Source organism: Collinsella sp. AM33-4BH (assembly GCF_003469205.1).
In the GTDB taxonomy this organism is placed as follows: Bacteria; Actinomycetota; Coriobacteriia; order Coriobacteriales; family Coriobacteriaceae; genus Collinsella.
Genome location: NZ_QSIN01000002.1, coordinates 1 through 19,248, shown reverse-complemented (window position 1 = coordinate 19,248; position 19,248 = coordinate 1). Strand labels below are relative to the sequence as shown.

The window sequence follows — 19,248 nt, the reverse complement described above, 5'->3', positions numbered from 1 at the left end:
CGCACCTACCGCATCAGCGCGAGGGCGACCGACGATATCCCGTCTAACTAACGCAAACCCTCTACCGCATCGGCCAGAAGAGCGGCGGCCCTATCCTGAGCCAGACCACGCGCCGCCTGACGCATGACGTCGCGCTCTGCCGCGTCATCGACCAGGTGCAGCAGCTCATCGGCAAAGGCAGAACCGTCGATATCGGCATCGGCACAGAGCACGCCGGCCCCGGCGTCGACCAGATAACGGGCATTGGTGGTTTGGTGGTCGGCCGTCGCATGCGGATACGGCACGAGTATCGAGGGCACGGCGAGCGCAGCGATCTCGGCCACGCTCGATGCACCCGAACGCGAGAGCACCAAATCGGCAGCAGCCAGCATATCGCCCATGTTGTCGATGTAAGGCTGGACGCGGTAACGCTTCGCCTCCTCGGGCGTCAGCGCCAAAGCGCGCTCGGTCTCCTCAAAGCCGTCGGCACCCGTCGAATGCAACACATAGAGGTTCTTGCGCGAAAGCAGCTCGTTTTTGAGCGAAGTCACGCGCTCGTTGAGGTGCTGGGCGCCAAGTGAACCGCCAAAGACGAGCAGCAGCGTAGCGTCCTCGGGAACGCCAAGTGCCTTGCGGCCACGAGCGCGATCGCCCTCGATCACCGAGCGACGTACGGGGTTGCCGGTCATGAGCACGTGGTCAGGGTCACCTTCGCGCTCAAAGACCGAGCGCGCTGCCGGCACCGAGATGCACACGCGAGCGGCGTGGGAGTTCATCATCTTGTTGGCCAGGCCCGGAACAGAGTTCTGCTCATGTAGCAGATACGGAACGCCTGCGCCCTTGCACCACCCCAGCAGCGGAACCTCGACATAGGCACCAAAACCGATGGCGGCATCGGGCTTGCCGACCTTTGAGAAATGACTGGTGAGCGCACGCTTGGCCTTGTTGACACGCCACAGGGAGGTCAGCGCCGTCCAAGGACGGGAGCGGTCGAAGCCCGTGACCGTAATGGGCACAAAATCAAACCCAGCCTCGGGGACCAGACGACCCTCGAGCTTGCGTGACTGGCCCACGAACACAACGTGGTGGCCACGATCACGCAGCTCTTCGGCCAAGGCGAGCGCGGGGTTGATGTGTCCCGCCGTGCCGCCGGCTGCAATAGCAACGGTCATCTTATCGGTCATGGTAGTCCCTTCGTACACGCGGTCCCTGGTCGTCGGTGCGTAGACGAGCCGACGGGTCCGAGTTCAAATCGATTCGATTATATCCGCCGCCCGCGCTGCGAGGGCTGGGGCGCTGAGGACGACCTTGCGGAGCCGTCCGCGGACGTGGACGAGCTGCCGGCTCGGATGTAGAACCATCCAGAACGGTAAAGCCGCTACGCGAAGGTCGTTCACCGCGCACATGGGCTACGCCGGCGGTACTCTCATCCATAACGGCAAAGCTCTCGCGGCGACGGTCGTACTCATCGCGACGGGCGCTCTCGTACGAAACGCGCAGGATCAGACCGGCAAGCATAAGCGACACAATAATCGATGAACCGCCGTAGCTAATAAACGGCAACGGTTTGCCCGTCATGGGAAACACGTTGAGGATGCCCAGCGCGTTAATCAAAAACTGCACCGCGAGAATGACCGCGGAGCCAGACGCCATAAGCGCGCCCCGACGATCGGTCGCCTGCTCGGCAATGCGAAACGCCGAGTAGATCAGCATCGCAAACACCAAGAAGAACAGCACGGTTCCGACAAAGCCGACTTCCTCGCCAATGATGGCCAGGATGTAGTCATTGTGCGCCTCGGGCAGATACGAGTACTTCATGGTTGAGTTGCCGATGCCACGGCCGAACAGACCGCCCGAGGCAAAGGCCATGATGGCAAGCGTGGCCTGATAGCCGTCACCATACTCGTCAGCCCAAGGGTTCAAGGCAACCTGAATACGCACCATACGGTACGGCTCTGCGACAAGTGCAATCACGATCACGAGAATGCCGAAGATTAGCACGCCGATGATAAATCTGGGGTCGAGACCCGCAAACAACGCCATGCACATGAGGGTCAACAGGATGATCAGGACAGTACCGAAATCGGGCTGGATAAAGATCAGAAAGAGCGAAATACCCAGGTAGATGCCCATCTTGCGAAGGAATTCGTTGATGTTGCCACCGGGCGAAAAGAAGCGATCAAGCATGATGGCCGAATACGCAATGGCAAATGGCTTTAAAAACTCGGAAGGCTGGAACTGAATACCGGCGATGTTGAGCCAGCGCGTGGCGCCACGGCTGCCGCTGCCCACCAAGAACACCAGAAACAGTAGCCCTATCATGCCGATAAGGAAGATCCTAAGCACATCCTCCCCAAACCAGCTGTCCGGCAAAACGCGCACGATGGCAATCAGCGCCAGAACACCAACCACGGCAAACGCGGCCTGTCGACCCAGGAAAAACGTCGCCGAGCCATTCTCGTGCAGCGCCTCGACCGAAGACGCCGAGTACACCATCAGCAGACCAAAGCACACCAAAGTAAACAGGCAGGCCATAAATATCAGACGGGGGCGCATGATGCGGGCGGGAACGCCGGCAATATAGCGTTCGCTAAACGACTGCCTGCCACGACCGGAACGCGGTGTGCTGCGCCGCGAGGAAGCACGGTCCGAGTCGGGCCTCCTCATACCTTGTCGGGGGCTCTCCTCTCTCACCGGCAACCCCTATTCCATTTGCGATTTCGCTGCAGCGGCAAGCTGAGCCACGTAGTCCTTAAACACGCGGCCGCGCTCCTCATAGCCCGAGAACTCATCGAACGAAGAGCAGGCAGGAGAAAGTAAGATCACGTCGCCACGGCTCGACAGCGAACGGGCAACGTCCACGGCATCGCGTAGGTCATCCGCCTGGGCGATATCCACATCGCCATCGACATCGGCCTCGTCCATAGCGGCGGTGAAGCGCTCGCGCGCATCGCCAAAGCAGACGACCGAGCGCACGTTATCCATAACAACGCGCGCGAAGTCCGTGAGCGGCGTGCCCTTATCGTGGCCGCCGAGCAGCAAGATCACGTCGTCATCGGGAAATGCCGTCAGCGCCTTCTCGACCGCGTCGGTGTTGGTCGCCTTGGAATCGTTGACGTAGCGCACACCGTCAATCTCGCCGCACGGCTCCACGCGATGCTCGAGCGGCTGGAACGAGGCCAGACCGCGGCGGACACCATCGACATCGGCACCGACGGCCAGAGCAGCCGTGGCGGCACATAAGGCATTGATGACATTGTGATGGCCCGAGATCTTGAGCTCGGACGTGGCGACAAGCTGGGTCTCGACGCCCTTCAGGCGCACGACCATTTTGCCGTCGCGCACAAAGGCGGCGTCTGCACCCTCGGGCTCGTCAAAAGCGACCTTGCAGATGCGGCGACCCGGCGTATAGATGTACTCATCGAACTCGTGAATGCCAGCGTCTTCGACGTCGACAACCACCAGATCGTCATCGCCCATATTGTCAAACAGCTTGATCTTGGCAAGCGCATAGTTCTTATGGCTCTTATGCCAGCCCAAGTGGTCGGGAGTGATGTTGAGCAGCACTGCCACGCGAGGGTGGAGCTCGGTGGTCGTAGCAATCTGATAGCTCGAGAGCTCAGCCACAAACCACTCGTTGTGGGCTCGGCCGTCAATCTCGTTGACCGGCGGCTCGCCGATGTTGCCGACAGCTACGCTGGCCTCGCCGGCAGCCTTGAGCAGATAATCAGTCAGCGACGTGGTGGTCGTCTTACCGTTGGTGCCCGTGATGGCAATCCAGTTATCGGGCGACAGGCGATAGGCAAACTCTGGCTCACCCATAATCTGAGCGGCATGTTCGCGCCCGGCCTTAAAGAAGCCCGAGAACTCCGAGATGCCCGGGCACGTCACGCATACGTCATAGACGCCCTCGACCTGTTCGGTCCCATAGACAAACGACGCACCAGCAGCCTCGAGCGCACGCGTGGCGTCATTGGGCTCAGAGGTGCCGCCGCCATACACGGTAACGGCGCTTACGCGCTCGGGATGTGCCAGCGCCCAGCGGGCGACATCGAGACCGGATTTGCCCTGACCCAAAACGAGCAGGCTAAAGACATCAGCAAGAGGCATGAAAGACCACTATCCCAACTGGAAGAACAGAGCAAGGCCAACGGCACCAAAGGCCGCAGCGATAATCCAAAAACGGATGACGACCTTGGTCTCGGCCCAGCCCTTCTTTTCGAAATGATGATGGATGGGCGCCATAAGGAAGACGCGCTTGTGCGTAAAATGGAAGTAGACAACCTGAATCATGACCGACAGGGTCTCAACGATAAACAGGCCGCCGATGATGAGGGAGACGACCTCGGTGTTGGTCATGATGGACGTGCAGGCAAACGCGGCGCCCAGAGCAAGCGAGCCGGTATCGCCCATAAAGATGCTCGCCGGATAGCAGTTGAACCACAGAAAGCCCAAGCAGGCACCGGCACACGCGGTACAGAAGATGGACAGGTTCACGTCTCCGTGCAAAAACGCCATGGCAGCCATGGCGAGCATGGCGATCATGGAGGTGCCGCCAGCAAGACCGTCAAGGCCATCGGTCAGGTTCACGGCATTAGAAAGACCGGCAATCATCAGCCAGCAAAAGACAATATAGAGCCACGGGAACGAATAGCCGCAGATGGTGGTCGAAAGCACGCCAAGGTCGATCGTCAACCCACCGGGAAAACGAATCTCGGGGGCGACGCCGCACCAGTTGACGGCAAGTACCGTAAAGGTGACACAGATAATGGTTAGGCCGATCATCTTGGCATGAGGCGTCAGACCGAGCGAGCGCCCATGCGTAACGGAGGTCAGGTCGTCGATCAGACCCAGCACGCCGGTCGCCAGCGTGGCGAGCAGCACGAGCACGAGCTCGGTGGTGAGCTTGCCCATCAGCAGGCAGGTCAGCGAGATCGCGATGAGGATGACAACGCCACCCATGGTGGGCGTTCCCTGCTTAACCAAATGACGCTTGGGGCCGTCGGCACGAACCTGCTGGCCGATACCCTCGACCTTGAGCAGCTTGATCCACCACGGCATGAGCAGCAGCGCAATGGCGGCGGCGATGCCAAGCCCCAAAAAAGCCTGATACGTTGGATACGAGGGATTGCCGAACATGGGCTAGCACACACCTTCCACAAAGCGGTCGAGCTCAACAAAGCGGGAACCCTTGACCAGTACAACATCATGTTTTTCAAGCGCGCCGCCCATGCGGTCGAGCACCTGCTGATAATCGGAGAACACCTGGATGCGGTCCTCGTCCATGCCCATCATGCGCGCGGCATCGGCCATAAGCTGGGCCAGCTCACCACCCACGCACGCCAGCATGTCGAGCTTCTTGGCGGCGGCATAGGCGCCCACGAGCTCATGCATGCGAGGAGCCTCATCGCCCATCTCGCCCATCTCGCCCAGGATCGCCATGCGAGACCCCGTGCACGAAAGCGAGCACAGCAGATCGAGACCGGCTGCCATCGATTCGGCGCTGGCGTTATAGGAGTCATCGATGATGCGTGCACCGCTCTTGGCGCGCTTGATCTCCTGGCGGTGACCGGTGATTGTGAGGCCCCTAAAGGCAGCATCGATCTGCTCGGGCGTCACGCCCAGGCGATAGGCAACCGCGGCGGCCTTAACGGCATTTGGAACGGACTGCACGCCGGGGATAGCAAGCATGGTATCGATTGTCTCGCCCTGACCAAAATCGAGCGTAAAGACCGGACGGCCCTCGTCATCAACACGAACTTCGCGGGCGCGGACCTCATCATCGTCCGAGACGCCGGCCAGCATCACATCGATACCAGCAGGCTGGGCGAACGTATCGCGAATGAACGGCGTAAAGTCGTCCTCACCGCCCAAAACCAGCAGCGGCAAGAAGTCGCCGGCGGCGCACATACCCTGGACAATCTCGGCCTTAGCGCGGGCGATGTTCTCGCGGCTGCCCAAAATGCCGATGTGAGAGGTGCCGATCTTGCTCACGATGGCAAGGTTGGGATTGGCGGACTGGGACAGGCGCTCGATCTCGTGGAAATGGTTCATGCCCATCTCGAGCACCAGGACCTCGGTACCGGCCGGGGCGGAAAGCACCGTGAGCGGCATGCCGATCAGGTTATTGAAATTGCCCTTGGTGGCCCAGACACGATAGCGCTTGGCGAGTACAGCGGCGAGCACGTCCTTGGTCGTCGTCTTGCCGATGGAACCGGTAATGCCAACGACCAGGCAGCCAAGCTCCAGGCGATACGCGTGCGCCAAACGCAGCAGAAACTCCTCGGGATCATCGGTCAGCAGGATGGCGCATCCCTTGTCCTGCGCCAGCGAGACCAACTCGGCATCGGGCTCACGCGTCATCACGACGGCGCCGGCACCCGACTGGACGGCACGGGAAGCAAAATCATTGCCGTCGACGTTTTCACCGGGAAAGGCGACGAAAATCGTCCCTTCCTCGACCTGGCGCGAGTCGATAACGCACCCGCGGCATACCCGATCGACTTCTCCCGTCACGGTTCGGGCCCCTGTTGCGGCCGCGAGGTTGTTGACGGCGATCTCTATCATTGCAGCTCCCCTGTAAACCTAATAATGCTATCGGCGTATTGTATCCCAGCGCCGCGCATGCGTGGTGCAGGGCATGTGAACACCCCTCATATGGGACAACAAACCATGCCCCAAAGATTGTAACCCCCTACTTCGTGCGCGGGATGCCCAGCACGTCGAGCGCGTTGGCCATAATGGACTGGAACGGCACCGCAGCGGCATCTGAGCCGCTCGGCGTTCCGTCGAGCGTGATATAGCACAGCACCTTGGGTGATTGTGCCGGCGCAAAGCCCATAAAGGACGACATGTAGTTCTCCTTGAGGTAGCCGCCGTTCTCGTCGGCACGTTCGGCCGTGCCGGTCTTGCCCGCCACGTCATAGCCGTCAACTGCGCCGCCAACGCCCGTGCCTTCAGACACGACCGTCTGCATGCACGATGTCACCTGGGATGCTGCATCCTCAGAAATCGCACGCTCGCCTTCGCCCCAGTCCTTCTCGTCGCCTTTGCTGGACTTATAGAAGTGCGGGGTCATCATCACGCCGCCGTTAGCGATGCCGCCCACGGCACGTGCGATCTCAATCGGCGAGACAGACAGCGCCTGTCCAAAGCTCATTGAGCCCAGCGTGGCGCCGTCATACTGGTCACGCTCCTTGACGATGCCCAGGCTCTCGCCCGGAAAATCTACACCAGAGCTGTGACCGATGCCCCACTTGTCCACATAGGCGGCAAAGTCGTCGGCACCGATCTTGCGCCCCACCAGGACAAAGCCCACGTTGGACGAACGGCGCATCATCTCGCGCACATCCATGGTCATGGCATAGTCGCGCTTGTCGACATCGGTGACGGTATCGTCGCCCACCTTGATGCTCGCCGGCACCTCAAACGACGTACTCGATCGCACGACGCCCAAGTCGAAGCCGGCGCCCGCCACGAGCGTCTTAAAGACCGAGCCGGGCTCGTAGGCGTCGGTAACCAGGCGCAGGTTCATATCCTCGGTCTTGGCGTTTTCCAAATCGGTCTGGTCGTAGGTCGGATACGAGCAGGCTGCCAAGATCTCTCCTGTCGTAGGATCGGTGACCAGCGCCGAGCCGTTCTTGGCCTTAGTCTTCTCAACTGCCTCTGCCAGGGCATCCTCGGCCGCACGCTGGATATTGACGTCGAGCGTCGTCACGATATCAACGCCGTCGACCGCAGCCACCTTTTTATAGGCACCGCCCGCGATATAGCTGCCGTCCCTCGCGCGCTCGCGTACGAGAGAACCGTTCGTGCCGGTCAGAAGCTTGTTGTATTGCTTTTCGAGACCAGTCAAGCCGTCGTTGTCTACATTCACTACACCCAGCACCTGCGATGCCAGATTGCCGTATGGATATACGCGCTTCATGGCCTGCTCAAAAAGCACGCCGGGCAGGTTCTTCTTCTCCAGCGCCACAGCATCGTCTTCGTCCACCTGGCGCTTGATATACACCCAGGTTCCATCGGACTCGACGAGCTTGCGGCAGGTCTTTTTATCGATTCCAGTTGCCTTGACCAGCGCCGACACCGTCTTGTCAACGTCCTCGACAAGCTGCGGGTTCACGGCGATGTTGCGACATTCGACCGACGACGCCAGCACGTTACCGTTGCGGTCGTAGATGGTGCCACGTTTGGCATAGAGGGTCTGCGCAAGCAGGCGACGCGCATCGGCACGCTCGCGCAGTTTATCGGCTTCGACAATTTGATAGTCGGCAAGGCGAAAGACGCCCAAGCCCAAGCCAAGCCCGATGAATCCCATGACGGCTTTGCGGCGAGGCAGCGGCGTGCCCGTGAGCCATTCGGTCGACGAACTCTTGCGCGACCTGGTGTTATGCACTTGAGGGCCACCCGAGCCGCGAAGTCGCGACGCCGGGTCGTTGCCACGGGACCGCCCGGCGTTGTAAGATTGCCGACCCGTTCCTTGATAACCAGAACGTCCCCGCGACGAGGGACGTCCAGAACCGCGGCCCCCATCGGAACCGCGGCGATAGTCATTTGTCATACTCAGCTACCGTCTTGCTACTGAGCGGTCGCGGTCGCGTTGGCGCCCGCGGCTGCATCCTGCGAAAAGTCAAGTGTAACGCTCTCGCTGGGCTCCACCATGCCATAAGCGCCCGCAAGGTCGCGAATGCGCGTGTCGGCGCCATAGACCGAATGCATGACCTCCAGGTCGGAGCTCTCATCGGTCGCCTTTTCGAGCGTGTTGGTAAGCTCGGCGTTGCTGTTGAGCACCTGGGCCGTAACGCCGGCGAGCGCCACGCGGGCGACGCCGATCGTCATGAAGATAGCCGCAATGATGCAAAACGTTTTAAGAACGCTCATGAAAACCGGGCTTACCGCCTGGTTTGCCTGACGGCCCGCGCCCGTGTAGACATCAAAGCGCGGCGTGCGCTGCTCACGGGGAGCAACGGGGGCCTGCGGCGTCTCACGATAGGCGGGCATGGCGTTCATATCATAGGCGAGTGCTGCGTTTGAAGTGTTGTAGCCCATGATATGCCGCCTCCCATCCCGAGTACGTTGGTAGTGTGTTTAAGCTTCGTTTATGGTGCGAGCGGGAGGTCCAATATCGCGCGGTCGCGCCTACAGACGCTGCGCCACGCGGATTTTGGCTGATCTCGCCCGAGGGTTGCGCTCAACCTCATCAGGCTGGGCAACCAGGGGTTTGCGGGTGATGACCTTGAGTATCGGCACGTTGCCGCACACGCACACCGGAATCTCCGGCGGACACGTGCACCCCTGGCTCATCTCCTTAAAGTGGTTCTTTACGATACGGTCCTCGAGCGAGTGATACGAAATGACGCAGATACGTCCGCCCGGGTTGAGCCACCTGGTGGCGGCATCAAGCCCTCGTTCGAGCACATCGAGCTCGTGATTGACCTCGATGCGAATGGCCTGGAAACTTTTCTTGGCCGGGTGTCCACCATGCCGACGAGCGGCAGCCGGGATACCCGCCTTGATGATCTCGACAAATTGGCCGGTGGTTTCGATCGGTTCTTGCTCGCGGCGGCGCACGATCTCGCGCGCGATCTGCGAGGCGAACTTCTCTTCGCCGTAGACGCGTAGAATCCGGGCGAGGTCGTGTTCGTTATAGGTGTTGATGACCTCAGCTGCGTTTAAGGTGTTATTGCCCGGATCCATCCGCATGTCCAATGGGGCGTCCTCGTTATACGAAAAGCCCCTGCCAGGGATATCGAGTTGCGGTGACGAAACGCCCAAATCGAACAGGAAGCCATCGACCCCGGGCACCTCGGCCGAGCAAAGCAGCTCGTCCAAGTCGCCGAAGTTGCCCTTCAGCAGCTGGTGCGGAACGCCGGGAACCTCGCGGTCCAGACGGGCGCCAGCGGCCTCGAGGGCCATGTCGTCCTGATCGACGCCGAGCAAAAGGCCCGTCTCCCCCACCTGTGCGGCCATCTTTACCGAATGGCCGGCACCGCCAAGGGTGCAATCGCAGACAACGGAGCCGCTCTTTAGCTGCAGCGACTCAAGCACTTCGCCGAGCATGACAGGTTCATGCCGATATTCTTGTGTCAAGATCCCACGCTCCATCCGTTACCCGTGCCTTGCCCTTACGAGAAGAAGAGGTCCAGCAGGGCCTCATCGTCATCGTCCTCATCGGCCGCGGCGCGATCCCAAACCTCAAGGTGGTCGTAGTTGCCCACAACCGTGACCTCGCGGTCGAGGTTCGCCTGCTTGCGGAGAGACTCGGAAAGACCGATACGACCGGCGCTGTCCACATCCATCGACGTGGTGCGCTTGTTGATCGCCCTCATGAGCTTCTGGTCGTTAATGTCACGCGGGTTAAAACCCTCGTGGCCCTCACGACCCGCGAAGAGTCCTTCGACCCACTTATCGAAGGCCTCGGCAGAGAACACGTACAGAGCATCGACATCCAGGGCTTTGAACACGCGAACGTGCTCTCCAAGCTCCTCGCGAAGGGGTGCAGGCAGGGACAGACGACCTTTTGCATCGAGATTGCGCTCGTATGCACCAGTCATTCCCATGTGCGCCCTCCCCTCGGTTACTCAGATGGCACGTACGCGGGGAACCACCCCGCCTGTCGACGTCATCAATAATATGGGGAACCGCCCCATTTTTCAACACCTTTCCCCACCCCTTCCCCCACCCCTCCCCACCATTCCACCCCCAATATGTTGTAAAACACCCCCGAGCATATGTTCGAAAACACAATATGTTGTGTTTGCAGCAAAGGCGGGATGCCACCTGTAGAACCACACCCGCGAACCTCAACCTTCAAGTTGACCTTGAGGCGATTTTTACGTCCCTTTACACGCCGTTCACATCGCCCCCAAACTCCCCCACCCACGGTACACACGGCCCACCGCCGCATCGGTGTCTAACGAAAAATGGGACGGGCCCCAGATTGCCCATGCGCGCAAAAGTGCGTCTCGGCAATCTGGGGCCCGTCCCCTTTAGTATTTATAAATATGCAGGTCAGCGATGTGTTAACGATGCGCCAGCGGGTGCGCCGCCAGATAGACCTCGGTCAGTTGCGTACGATCGACATGCGTGTAGACCTGCGTGGTCGATATATCGGCATGTCCCAAGATCTCCTGCAGCACACGGAGGTCTGCGCCGCCCGCAAGCATATGGGTGGCAAAGGAGTGACGCAGCGTATGGGGATGGAGTCCCACCAGTCCCACCTGGTGCCCGTAGCGCTCACAGATGGCATGGATGCCCTGGCGCGACAGACGGCGGCCGTTCTTATTTAAAAAGACCGCCGAGGTCTCGGTTCCGCGGGAATGGGCCGCCAAGCGAGAACGCCCCTCAGTTACATAGAGCGTCAGAGCTCGCGCCGCGCTTCCCACCAGCGGGGACAGGCGTTCCTTTGAGCCCTTACCGCGAACGAGCACAAAGCCATCGTCGATATGGATATCGCCCACATCGAGCCCCACCAACTCGCTCACACGCAAACCGCATCCGTAGAGCACTTCCAAGATGGCATGGTCGCGCAAGCCCATCTCGCCCTCGGGGAAGTCTTGATCGAGCAGCGCCGAGACATCCTCCACCGATAGATACTCCGGCAAACGCTCAGCCTTTTTAGGCAGGCGCAACGCCGCCGTTGGATTTTGGGCCACAGCCCCATCGCGCACCAAAAAGGCATGCAGGCCCTTCACTGCCGCAAGCGCACGCTCCACCGAGGCATCGGAATAGCCCCCATCGCGACGGTCGGCGACAAAGCCCTCCACGACCTGACGGGTCACCTCTTCAAAAGACACAATACCCGCCCGCTCCAGATAGGCGCAGTACGTCGTCAGGTCACGACGATAGGCCGCAATCGTGTTGCGCGCCAAACCCCGCTCGACCGCGAGGTAATCGAGATACTCCCCCGCCGCCACGGCGAGCGACGAGGGAGTAGCTTCGGTATGTTCTTTGTTCGCCGGCACCCTTAGTCCGTAGCGAGGTTCATGGGCGTCACCTGCAGGCGATCGACACCCTCGTGCTGACCGATCGAGGCACGCACGAACTCTCGGAACAGCGGCTGCGGGTTGGTCGGGCGGCTCTTGAACTCGGGGTGAGCCTGGGTTGCCACATACCACGGATGCACGTCGCGCGGCAGCTCGACCATCTCGACCAGGCGCTCGTCGGGCGACAGACCCGAGATAACCAAGCCGGCGTCCTCGAGCTGGTCACGGAAAGCGTTGTTGAACTCAAAGCGGTGACGGTGACGCTCGTAGACGAGTTCCTCGCCATATGCCTCGCGAGCAAGGGTATCGGCGGCGAGCTTGCACGGATAGGCGCCCAGGCGCATGGTGCCGCCCTTCTCGGTCACGTCCTCCTGCGAGCTCATCAGATCGATGACGCTATACGGACCGTCCGGATCAAACTCGGAGGAGCTGGCACCGGCAAGGCCAACGACATTGCGGGCGAACTCGCACACGGCCACCTGCATACCCAGGCAAATGCCCAGATACGGAATCTTGTGCTCACGGGCAAACTCGGCCGCGAGGATTTTGCCCTCCAGGGCGCGCTTGCCAAAGCCGCCGGGAACCAGGATGCCCGAGGCGTCGCCCAGAACCACGGAGACATCCTGCTCGTCGAGGCTCTCGCCGTCGACGAGCTGGACGTCCACATGGCGATCGTAGAAGACGCCCGCATGGTGCAGGGCCTCGATAACCGACAGGTACGCATCGGGCAGCTGCGTGTACTTACCCACGACGGCGATCTTCACCTTGTCGGCGTGATGGTTGGCGTGATTCTGTTTGCGCAGGAACTCGTTCCACTCGGTCATGTCGCGCTCACGCGGGTCCAGACCCAGGCGCTCGCAAATGCGCAGGTCAAAGTCCTGCTCGGCAAGCAGCTGCGGAACATCGTAAATGCTCGCGCAGTCCTCGTTGGTAAAGACGCAATCGGTGTCGACATCGCAGAAGCTTGCGATCTTTCCGCGGATAGCGTCATCGATATGGTGATCGGAGCGCAGCACGATAATGTCGGGTTGGATGCCAAAGCTGCGGAGCTCCTTGACAGAATGCTGCGTGGGCTTGGTCTTGACCTCGTGGGCGGCGGCGATATAGGGAACGAGCGACACATGGATGTAGCAGACGTTCTCGGGGCCGGCCTCCTTGCGGTACTGGCGGATGGCCTCAACAAACGGCTGCGACTCGATGTCGCCGATCGTGCCGCCCAGCTCGGTGATGACTACATCGGAGCCGGTCTGCTCCTCGATGCGACGGAACTTGTCCTTAATGGCATTGGTGACGTGAGGAATCACCTGCACGGTACCGCCCAAAAAGTCGCCGCGACGCTCGCGGGCGATTAGGCTTTTGTAGATGGCACCGGTCGTAAAGTTGGAATCGCGGGTCAGGTTCTCATCAATAAAGCGCTCGTAATGACCCAGGTCCAGGTCGGACTCGTAACCGTCCTCGGTTACAAAGACCTCACCATGCTGGAACGGGCTCATGGTACCGGGGTCGACGTTCAGATACGGGTCGGCCTTCTGCATCGTTACTTTGTAGCCACGCGACTTGAGCAGACGGCCCAGCGAGGCCGCGGTGATACCCTTGCCCAGGGACGAAACCACGCCACCGGTTACGAACACATGCTTGGTCATATTGAGTTACCTGCACTTCCCGTAGAAGTTGTTTATCCACATCTTACGGGTCTTCATTGTAATACTCGCGCCGCGGACCGTTCGCAATTTTTCTCGCATGCGATTGCATTTCTCAATCTTGAAACAAAACGCCGCCCAGTTTCCCAAGCGGCGTCGCTATGGCAAGGGTTACATGCTGCTATCGATCAGCAACCTCGCCCTCGAGCATTTCTTGAACGAGCATGCCGGTACGGACACCCTCAAGATACCACTTGCCATGTTCGGTGAGGCAAATGCCATTTGCAAGCTGACCGCCGTCGTCACTATAACGCGAGACAACAACAATCATGCCTTCGGAATCCAAGCGATCGATTGCGGCGCGGGCACGATACGGCGAAACCCCCACGCGCTCGGCAAGCGTTTTGCGCGAGAAACCATACGGCCCGCCATTGTCTTCGGTTTGCTGGTCGATCTCCATCAACACCAGCACCTCGACACGCTTCATATCGTTGACACTCGCACGACCCTTGCCCGCCATAGCAGCCTCCTCAAACCGAGCACGGGCATCGCCTGCACCGTGCACGACCGGCACACCCCACGATGGCCGGCAACATCCATCATGCGGCATCCCCCGCAAAGGATGAAACAGTTAGCGTTATTGTATACCGCGCAAATCGCTTATAGGCAGGTAAACGGGCTAATTTTAGGTTAAACGGTGGCTTTGTTGATAAAAGGGGCACACCGAATGTATATCCGATGCGCCCCTTTCAGACCAATTTATCCAGGTTTAGCGGTGGAAGAAACCGCGGCGCTCAAACTTGGGCTCGCAGCACACGTTGATACCCAGTTTGCGCAGTACCGTCTCGTCCGTCGGCGAGATAATCACGCTAAAGAAGGCATCGCAACCGCGCAGCTGCTCCAGGCCCGAAAGGACGCGAGCGGCCGTCTCACTCGTGGCCGAGGTGATCGACAGCGCCATAAGCGTCTCGTCGGTATGGAGGCGAGGGTTTTTGCTACCCAGGAAATGCGTCTTGAGCTTGCTGATGGGCTCAATCGCCTCGTCGCTGATGACTTCGAGCTCTAGGTCCACGCCCGAGACATGCTTGAGAGCGTTCATGATCAGCGAGCTCGCGGCACCCAGGCGCGTTGAGGTCTTACCGGTCACCACAGAACCGTCCGGCATGACCATGGCACCCACGGGACCACCCGTCAGCTGCTCCCTGGTGAGGGCCGCCGAGCGCGCCGGTGAGTAGTTCTTATCGATGCCGGCTTTCTTCATAATAATCTTGAGACGGTCGACTTGCTCATCGCCCACGCCGGTACGGCGCACATTTTCGACCGCGGTAAAGTAGCGGCGGACGATCTCCATCTTGGAAGCGTCGCGGCAGGCATCGTCATCGGTGATGGCAAAGCCGACCATATTGACGCCCATGTCCGTAGGGCTCTGGTAGGGGCTCTTGCCCAGGATCTTTTCCATCAGGGCACGGACTACCGGGAAGGCCTCGACGTCGCGGTTGTAGTTGACCGTGGTCTTGTTGTAGGCCTCAAGGTGGAACGAATCGATGATATTGGCGTCGTCGAGGTCAGCCGTGGCGGCCTCGTAGGCAATATTGACCGGATGCGTCAGAGGAAGATTCCAGACCGGGAAGGTCTCAAACTTGGCATAGCCGGCGGCGGTACCGTGCTTATGCTCGTGATACAGCTGCGAGAGGCAAGTGGCGAGCTTGCCCGAGCCGGGGCCGGGTGCCGTCACGACAACGAGCGGACGCGTGGTCTCGACGAACTCGTTCTTGCCGTAGCCATCGTCGGACACGATCAGATCGACATCGTGCGGATACCCCTCGATGGGATAGTGCAGCTTGGCGGGAATACCGAGCGCGTTCAGGCGGTTGCGGAACACATCGGCAGCAGGCTGGCCGGCGTACTGGGTGATAACCACAGCCGCGACGGCAAAGCCGTTGCCGCGGAACAGGTCAACCAGGCGCAAAACGTCCTCGTCATAGGTAATGCCCAGGTCACCGCGAGCCTTGTTCTTCTCGATGTGGTTCGCGTTAATGGCGATGATGACCTCGACGTCGTCGGCTATGCTCTTGAGCATGCGAAACTTGCTATCCGGCTCAAAACCCGGCAGCACGCGGCTCGCGTGATAGTCGTCAAACAGCTTGCCGCCAAACTCCAAATACAGCTTGCCGCCAAACTGCGAGATGCGCTCCTTAATGTGAGCAGCCTGCAGCTCGATATACTTCGCATTGTCGAAACCCTGGCGCATATATGGCTCCCGTCCCGTTTCCATTTAATGTTCTAGGCGATTATAACGGAGCCCGCCCTCCCCGATACCCAAACCATCAACAGGCACCAACCAAACACGCCTACCGCAACCACCGGGGACCCGGGGTAGCTCATTTGGGACGGGAAAGAAGTCACTCGGCACCAACGATGAATACGTCGCAGGCAGAGCCAAACCCAACGAGCACCCGCCAGAACGAGCAAGCAGCCCCCTGCACCAACAATGGCAACGCCGCAGGTTGAGCATAAGTCAGCGAAAGCCCGCCAGAGTAGGCAAGGTGCCCCCGCACCAACAATGGAAAGCGCCGCAGGCAGAGGACGGACAGCGAGCGCCGTCCAGGACGTACAAGTTGGCATGAAAAAGGCAAGGCATAGACCTTTTGGTCATGCTTTACCTTTTGAATGACAAATTGTCGTCCTGGGCGGCGCGCAGCGTCAACTGGTTGCGCGGTTCGTAGAACCGCGCAACATAAGAGCGCCCCCTCCCGCGCACGGAACGGGAGGAGGCTAAAGGTAGGAGTCTACCGGTGGGTTGACCCCACCGGACAGACGATGACCAGATGATCCTCTACAGGATCGTCAAGGTTTCCGTGGGGTACCCGTTGGGTACTTAGAGCATCACGCAAGCGACGGTCAGGATGATGGCGCAGACGACGGAGAGAGCGACGATAAGCTTAAGGGCAAACTTGAGCCAGGTCGTCCACTCGATCTTGGCCAGGGCAAGACCGCCCATGATGGCGCCAGAGGTCGGGGTGAACAGGTTCACGACGCCGATGGCGGCGGAGAAGATCATAACCATGACCTCGGGCGAGAAGCCGAGCTTAACAGCCAGCGGTCCCATGATGGGCATGGAGACAGTAGCCATACCGGAGGTCGAGGGGATCAGGAAGGACAGGCCGAAGTAGACCAGGAAGCTCATGGGAGCGAAGATCACGCCGGACAGGCCAGCCAGAGCATTGGCGGCAGCGTCGAGGACGTAGACGTCGAGGCCGGTGCTAGCCATGAGGACGGAAATACCACGGGCGAGGGCGATAACGAGGACAACGGACATCATGTCGGCAGCGCCGGTGATGAAGGTGTTGACGATCTGCTTCTCGGAGAGGCCACCGATGATACCGATCAGGACAGCCATGAGGAAGAACCAGGTGGAAGCCTCGTCGAAGTACCACTGGCCAATGGGCAGGCCGGTGATCAGGGCAGACCAGCCCTGAACGATGGCGTTACCGTCGGCGTCATAGACAGCGCCAGCATCGAAGAAGTTGGCGACGCCCTCGTTGAGGTCGGCCAGCGGGATGAAGCCGACGATCATGACGACGAAGGTGAAGGCAAAGGCGATCAGAACACCCTTCTGACGACCGGTGAGCTTGACCTCTTTGTGAACCTCGGAAGCAGCCTTGCCGTGAGCCTCTTCGGCGTCCTTGAGCTCCTGCATCGAAAGGATGGTGGAACCCTTGTCAGCCTTGACCTTCTTGGCATAGCTCATGACGAAGAGGATGGACATAACAGTGGTAACAATCCACAGGACGGCACCGAGGCCGATGATGATGGACTGGTTGACCTCAATGCCAACGCCGGTCAGAGCGTCGACGGCAGCACCGACGGCGAACGGGTTAACCGTGGAGCCGAGGCAGCCGCAGCCAGCGCCGAGCAGGACGGTGGCAGCGCCGACCATAGGGTCGAAGCCAGCAGCCATCATGGTGGCGGCGAGCAGGGCGTAGAAGGGAACGGTCTCCTCGCACATACCATAGGTGGTACCACCGAGGGAGAAGATGAACATTAGCACGGGAATGAGCATGATCTCATTGCCCTTAAGCTTCTGCACCAGAACGGCAATGCCGTTGTCCAGGGCGCCGGTCTCGGTCATCATGCCGAGGAAGCCACCGAGGATCATAACGAAGAGGCAGACGGGCAGAGCGTCAGCGAAGCCCTTGACCGGGGCGGTGCAGAAATCGCTCAGGCGGGCAGCGGTAACCGCGCCACCGGACGTACCGGAGACGATAACGGTAACAACCGCGACGATTGCCAGCAGAGCAAGAAGAATGGTGAACGATGAAGGCATACCGCGCTTTTTCTTAGCGGTCTCAGTCATAGTTCTCATCCCCCCTTCATAAATCATTTACTGATCTCGCCCGAAGCGGCTCTTCCGTGCCGTGCATGTCGCTCGGTGCGAGATTTTTACCAGACAAAAGCGCTCGGGGTGCGCAGGAATGCACCCCGAGCGAGATGCTAGATGCTCTTACTTGAGCGTGGCGTACATGACAGCCTTGATGGTGTGCATGCGGTTCTCGGCCTCGTCGAAGACCTTGGAAGCGGGGCTCTCGAAGACCTCGTCGGTGACCTCCTGCTCGGTGATGCCGAACTGCTCGCACTTCTCGGCGCCAATGGTGGTGTTGGTGTCGTGGAAGCTGGGCAGGCAGTGCAGGAAGATGGCACCCGGGTTGGCCATAGCCATGACCTCGGAGGTGACACGATACGGGGTGAGCTGAGCGATGCGCTCGGCCCAGACCTCGTCAGGCTCGCCCATGGAGACCCACACGTCGGTGTAGATAACGTCGGCACCGGTGACGCCGTCCTTGACGTCGGTGGTCAGCTTGATGGTGCAGCCGTTGGCCTCAGCGATGGGCTTGCAGGCCTCGATGACGTCGTCAGCGGGCATGCACTCCTCGGGGCCGCAGGCCACGAAGTTCATGCCGAGCTTGGAGCAGACGACCATGAGGGAGCGAGCGACGTTGTTCTTGCAGTCGCCCATGAAGACGAGGGTCTTGCCCTTGATGTCGTAGTTGAAGTTCTCCTGGACGGTCAGGATGTCGGCGAGCATCTGAGTGGGGTGCCACTCGGTGGTCAGACCGTTCCAGACGGGCACGCCGGACTTAGCGGCAAGCTCCTCGACGTCGTCCTGGGCAAAGCCACGGAACTCGATGCCGTCATACATGCGGCCGAGAACGCGGGCGGTGTCCTCGATGGACTCCTTCTTGCCCATCTGCGACGAACCCGGATCGAGGTAGGTGACGCCCATGCCCAAATCCATGCCGCCGACCTCGAAGGCGCAGCGGGTACGGGTGGAAGTCTTCTGGAAGAGCAGGACGATGTTCTTGCCCTCGAGATAGCGGTGCGGAACGCCAGCGCGCTTCATGTCCTTGAAGTTCTTGGAGAGCTTGAGCAGGTACTCGATCTCCTCGGTGGTGAGGTCGAGGAGCTTGAGGAAGCTACGGCCGGAGAGGTTAACACCCATGGTTCGAATCCTTTCGAAGAAATGAATTACGCAAATACTAGTGGTGCCCGTTTGACGGGCGAAACCGGTGCGGTTGTAGGGAGACCGCACCGGAAACGGAAAGACTTAGAGGTCCTCGCGCCAGAAGGGCATGCTCATGCAGCGC

At 60.0% G+C, this 19,248-nt stretch carries 15 protein-coding genes; all 15 read right to left on the bottom strand.

The window, feature by feature from the left end; all coding sequences use genetic code 11:
- Positions 1 to 47 precede the first annotated feature (47 nt).
- A complete protein-coding gene (murG, locus tag DW821_RS01570) occupies positions 48 to 1,163 on the bottom strand; it encodes an undecaprenyldiphospho-muramoylpentapeptide beta-N-acetylglucosaminyltransferase (RefSeq protein ID WP_118065199.1) in 1,116 nt (371 codons plus the stop codon).
- Positions 1,153 to 2,673 (bottom strand): putative lipid II flippase FtsW, encoded by a 1,521-nt coding sequence (ftsW, locus tag DW821_RS01565; protein WP_158567523.1) that lies wholly within the window; start codon positions 2,671 to 2,673, stop codon positions 1,153 to 1,155. Before ftsW ends, murG begins: the two co-directional genes overlap by 11 nt.
- Before the next feature lie 9 nt (positions 2,674 to 2,682).
- On the bottom strand, positions 2,683 to 4,089 hold the full coding sequence (gene murD / locus DW821_RS01560) for a UDP-N-acetylmuramoyl-L-alanine--D-glutamate ligase (protein ID WP_118065195.1): 1,407 nt from the start codon (positions 4,087 to 4,089) through the stop codon (positions 2,683 to 2,685).
- 9 nt (positions 4,090 to 4,098) lie between these two features.
- Positions 4,099 to 5,118, bottom strand: coding sequence for a phospho-N-acetylmuramoyl-pentapeptide-transferase (mraY, locus tag DW821_RS01555; RefSeq protein ID WP_117637516.1), 1,020 nt, complete (start codon positions 5,116 to 5,118; stop codon positions 4,099 to 4,101).
- A 3-nt stretch (positions 5,119 to 5,121) separates the two neighbouring features.
- Positions 5,122 to 6,546: a UDP-N-acetylmuramoyl-tripeptide--D-alanyl-D-alanine ligase gene (gene murF / locus DW821_RS01550; protein ID WP_117806416.1), complete on the bottom strand. Its 1,425-nt coding sequence runs from the start codon at positions 6,544 to 6,546 to the stop codon at positions 5,122 to 5,124.
- Positions 6,547 to 6,673: 127 nt separating this feature from the next.
- The gene (locus DW821_RS01545) at positions 6,674 to 8,374 is read right to left on the bottom strand and encodes a peptidoglycan D,D-transpeptidase FtsI family protein (protein ID WP_370221154.1); all 1,701 of its coding nucleotides are present in this window, start codon (positions 8,372 to 8,374) and stop codon (positions 6,674 to 6,676) included.
- A 182-nt stretch (positions 8,375 to 8,556) separates the two neighbouring features.
- The gene (locus DW821_RS01540; protein WP_117584230.1) at positions 8,557 to 9,027 is read right to left on the bottom strand and encodes a hypothetical protein; all 471 of its coding nucleotides are present in this window, start codon (positions 9,025 to 9,027) and stop codon (positions 8,557 to 8,559) included.
- Positions 9,028 to 9,117: 90 nt separating this feature from the next.
- Entirely contained in the window at positions 9,118 to 10,083 is a 966-nt protein-coding gene (gene rsmH / locus DW821_RS01535) for a 16S rRNA (cytosine(1402)-N(4))-methyltransferase RsmH (RefSeq protein WP_117584231.1), read from the bottom strand.
- A gap of 20 nt (positions 10,084 to 10,103) precedes the next feature.
- Positions 10,104 to 10,538 (bottom strand): division/cell wall cluster transcriptional repressor MraZ, encoded by a 435-nt coding sequence (locus DW821_RS01530; RefSeq protein ID WP_006234269.1) that lies wholly within the window; start codon positions 10,536 to 10,538, stop codon positions 10,104 to 10,106.
- Between the two features lie 462 nt (positions 10,539 to 11,000).
- Positions 11,001 to 11,942, bottom strand: coding sequence for a site-specific tyrosine recombinase XerD (gene xerD / locus DW821_RS01525; protein ID WP_118065193.1), 942 nt, complete (start codon positions 11,940 to 11,942; stop codon positions 11,001 to 11,003).
- A 2-nt stretch (positions 11,943 to 11,944) separates the two neighbouring features.
- Entirely contained in the window at positions 11,945 to 13,606 is a 1,662-nt protein-coding gene (locus tag DW821_RS01520) for a CTP synthase (RefSeq protein WP_118065191.1), read from the bottom strand.
- Between the two features lie 178 nt (positions 13,607 to 13,784).
- Positions 13,785 to 14,123 (bottom strand): hypothetical protein, encoded by a 339-nt coding sequence (locus DW821_RS01515; RefSeq protein ID WP_118065189.1) that lies wholly within the window; start codon positions 14,121 to 14,123, stop codon positions 13,785 to 13,787.
- A 249-nt stretch (positions 14,124 to 14,372) separates the two neighbouring features.
- On the bottom strand, positions 14,373 to 15,854 hold the full coding sequence (locus tag DW821_RS01510; RefSeq protein WP_006234276.1) for a DUF1846 domain-containing protein: 1,482 nt from the start codon (positions 15,852 to 15,854) through the stop codon (positions 14,373 to 14,375).
- A 627-nt stretch (positions 15,855 to 16,481) separates the two neighbouring features.
- A complete protein-coding gene (locus DW821_RS01505) occupies positions 16,482 to 17,969 on the bottom strand; it encodes a YfcC family protein (protein WP_369831459.1) in 1,488 nt (495 codons plus the stop codon).
- 138 nt (positions 17,970 to 18,107) lie between these two features.
- Positions 18,108 to 19,103, bottom strand: coding sequence for an ornithine carbamoyltransferase (argF, locus tag DW821_RS01500; protein WP_006234279.1), 996 nt, complete (start codon positions 19,101 to 19,103; stop codon positions 18,108 to 18,110).
- Between the last annotated feature and the right edge of the window lie 145 nt (positions 19,104 to 19,248).

Bases quoted from the DNA above. Each gene is read 5' to 3' on its own strand.
- argF (WP_006234279.1), bottom strand. From the start codon at position 19,103: ATGGGTGTTAACCTCTCCGGCCGTAGCTTCCTCAAGCTCCTCGACCTC.
- DW821_RS01520 (WP_118065191.1), bottom strand. From the start codon at position 13,606: ATGACCAAGCATGTGTTCGTAACCGGTGGCGTGGTTTCGTCCCTGGGC.
- murD (WP_118065195.1), bottom strand. From the start codon at position 4,089: ATGCCTCTTGCTGATGTCTTTAGCCTGCTCGTTTTGGGTCAGGGCAAA.
- DW821_RS01540 (WP_117584230.1), bottom strand. From the start codon at position 9,027: ATGGGCTACAACACTTCAAACGCAGCACTCGCCTATGATATGAACGCC.
- DW821_RS01530 (WP_006234269.1), bottom strand. From the start codon at position 10,538: ATGGGAATGACTGGTGCATACGAGCGCAATCTCGATGCAAAAGGTCGT.
- rsmH (WP_117584231.1), bottom strand. From the start codon at position 10,083: ATGGAGCGTGGGATCTTGACACAAGAATATCGGCATGAACCTGTCATG.
- murF (WP_117806416.1), bottom strand. From the start codon at position 6,546: ATGATAGAGATCGCCGTCAACAACCTCGCGGCCGCAACAGGGGCCCGA.
- mraY (WP_117637516.1), bottom strand. From the start codon at position 5,118: ATGTTCGGCAATCCCTCGTATCCAACGTATCAGGCTTTTTTGGGGCTT.
- DW821_RS01510 (WP_006234276.1), bottom strand. From the start codon at position 15,854: ATGCGCCAGGGTTTCGACAATGCGAAGTATATCGAGCTGCAGGCTGCT.
- DW821_RS01505 (WP_369831459.1), bottom strand. From the start codon at position 17,969: ATGAGAACTATGACTGAGACCGCTAAGAAAAAGCGCGGTATGCCTTCA.
- murG (WP_118065199.1), bottom strand. From the start codon at position 1,163: ATGACCGATAAGATGACCGTTGCTATTGCAGCCGGCGGCACGGCGGGA.
- DW821_RS01515 (WP_118065189.1), bottom strand. From the start codon at position 14,123: ATGGCGGGCAAGGGTCGTGCGAGTGTCAACGATATGAAGCGTGTCGAG.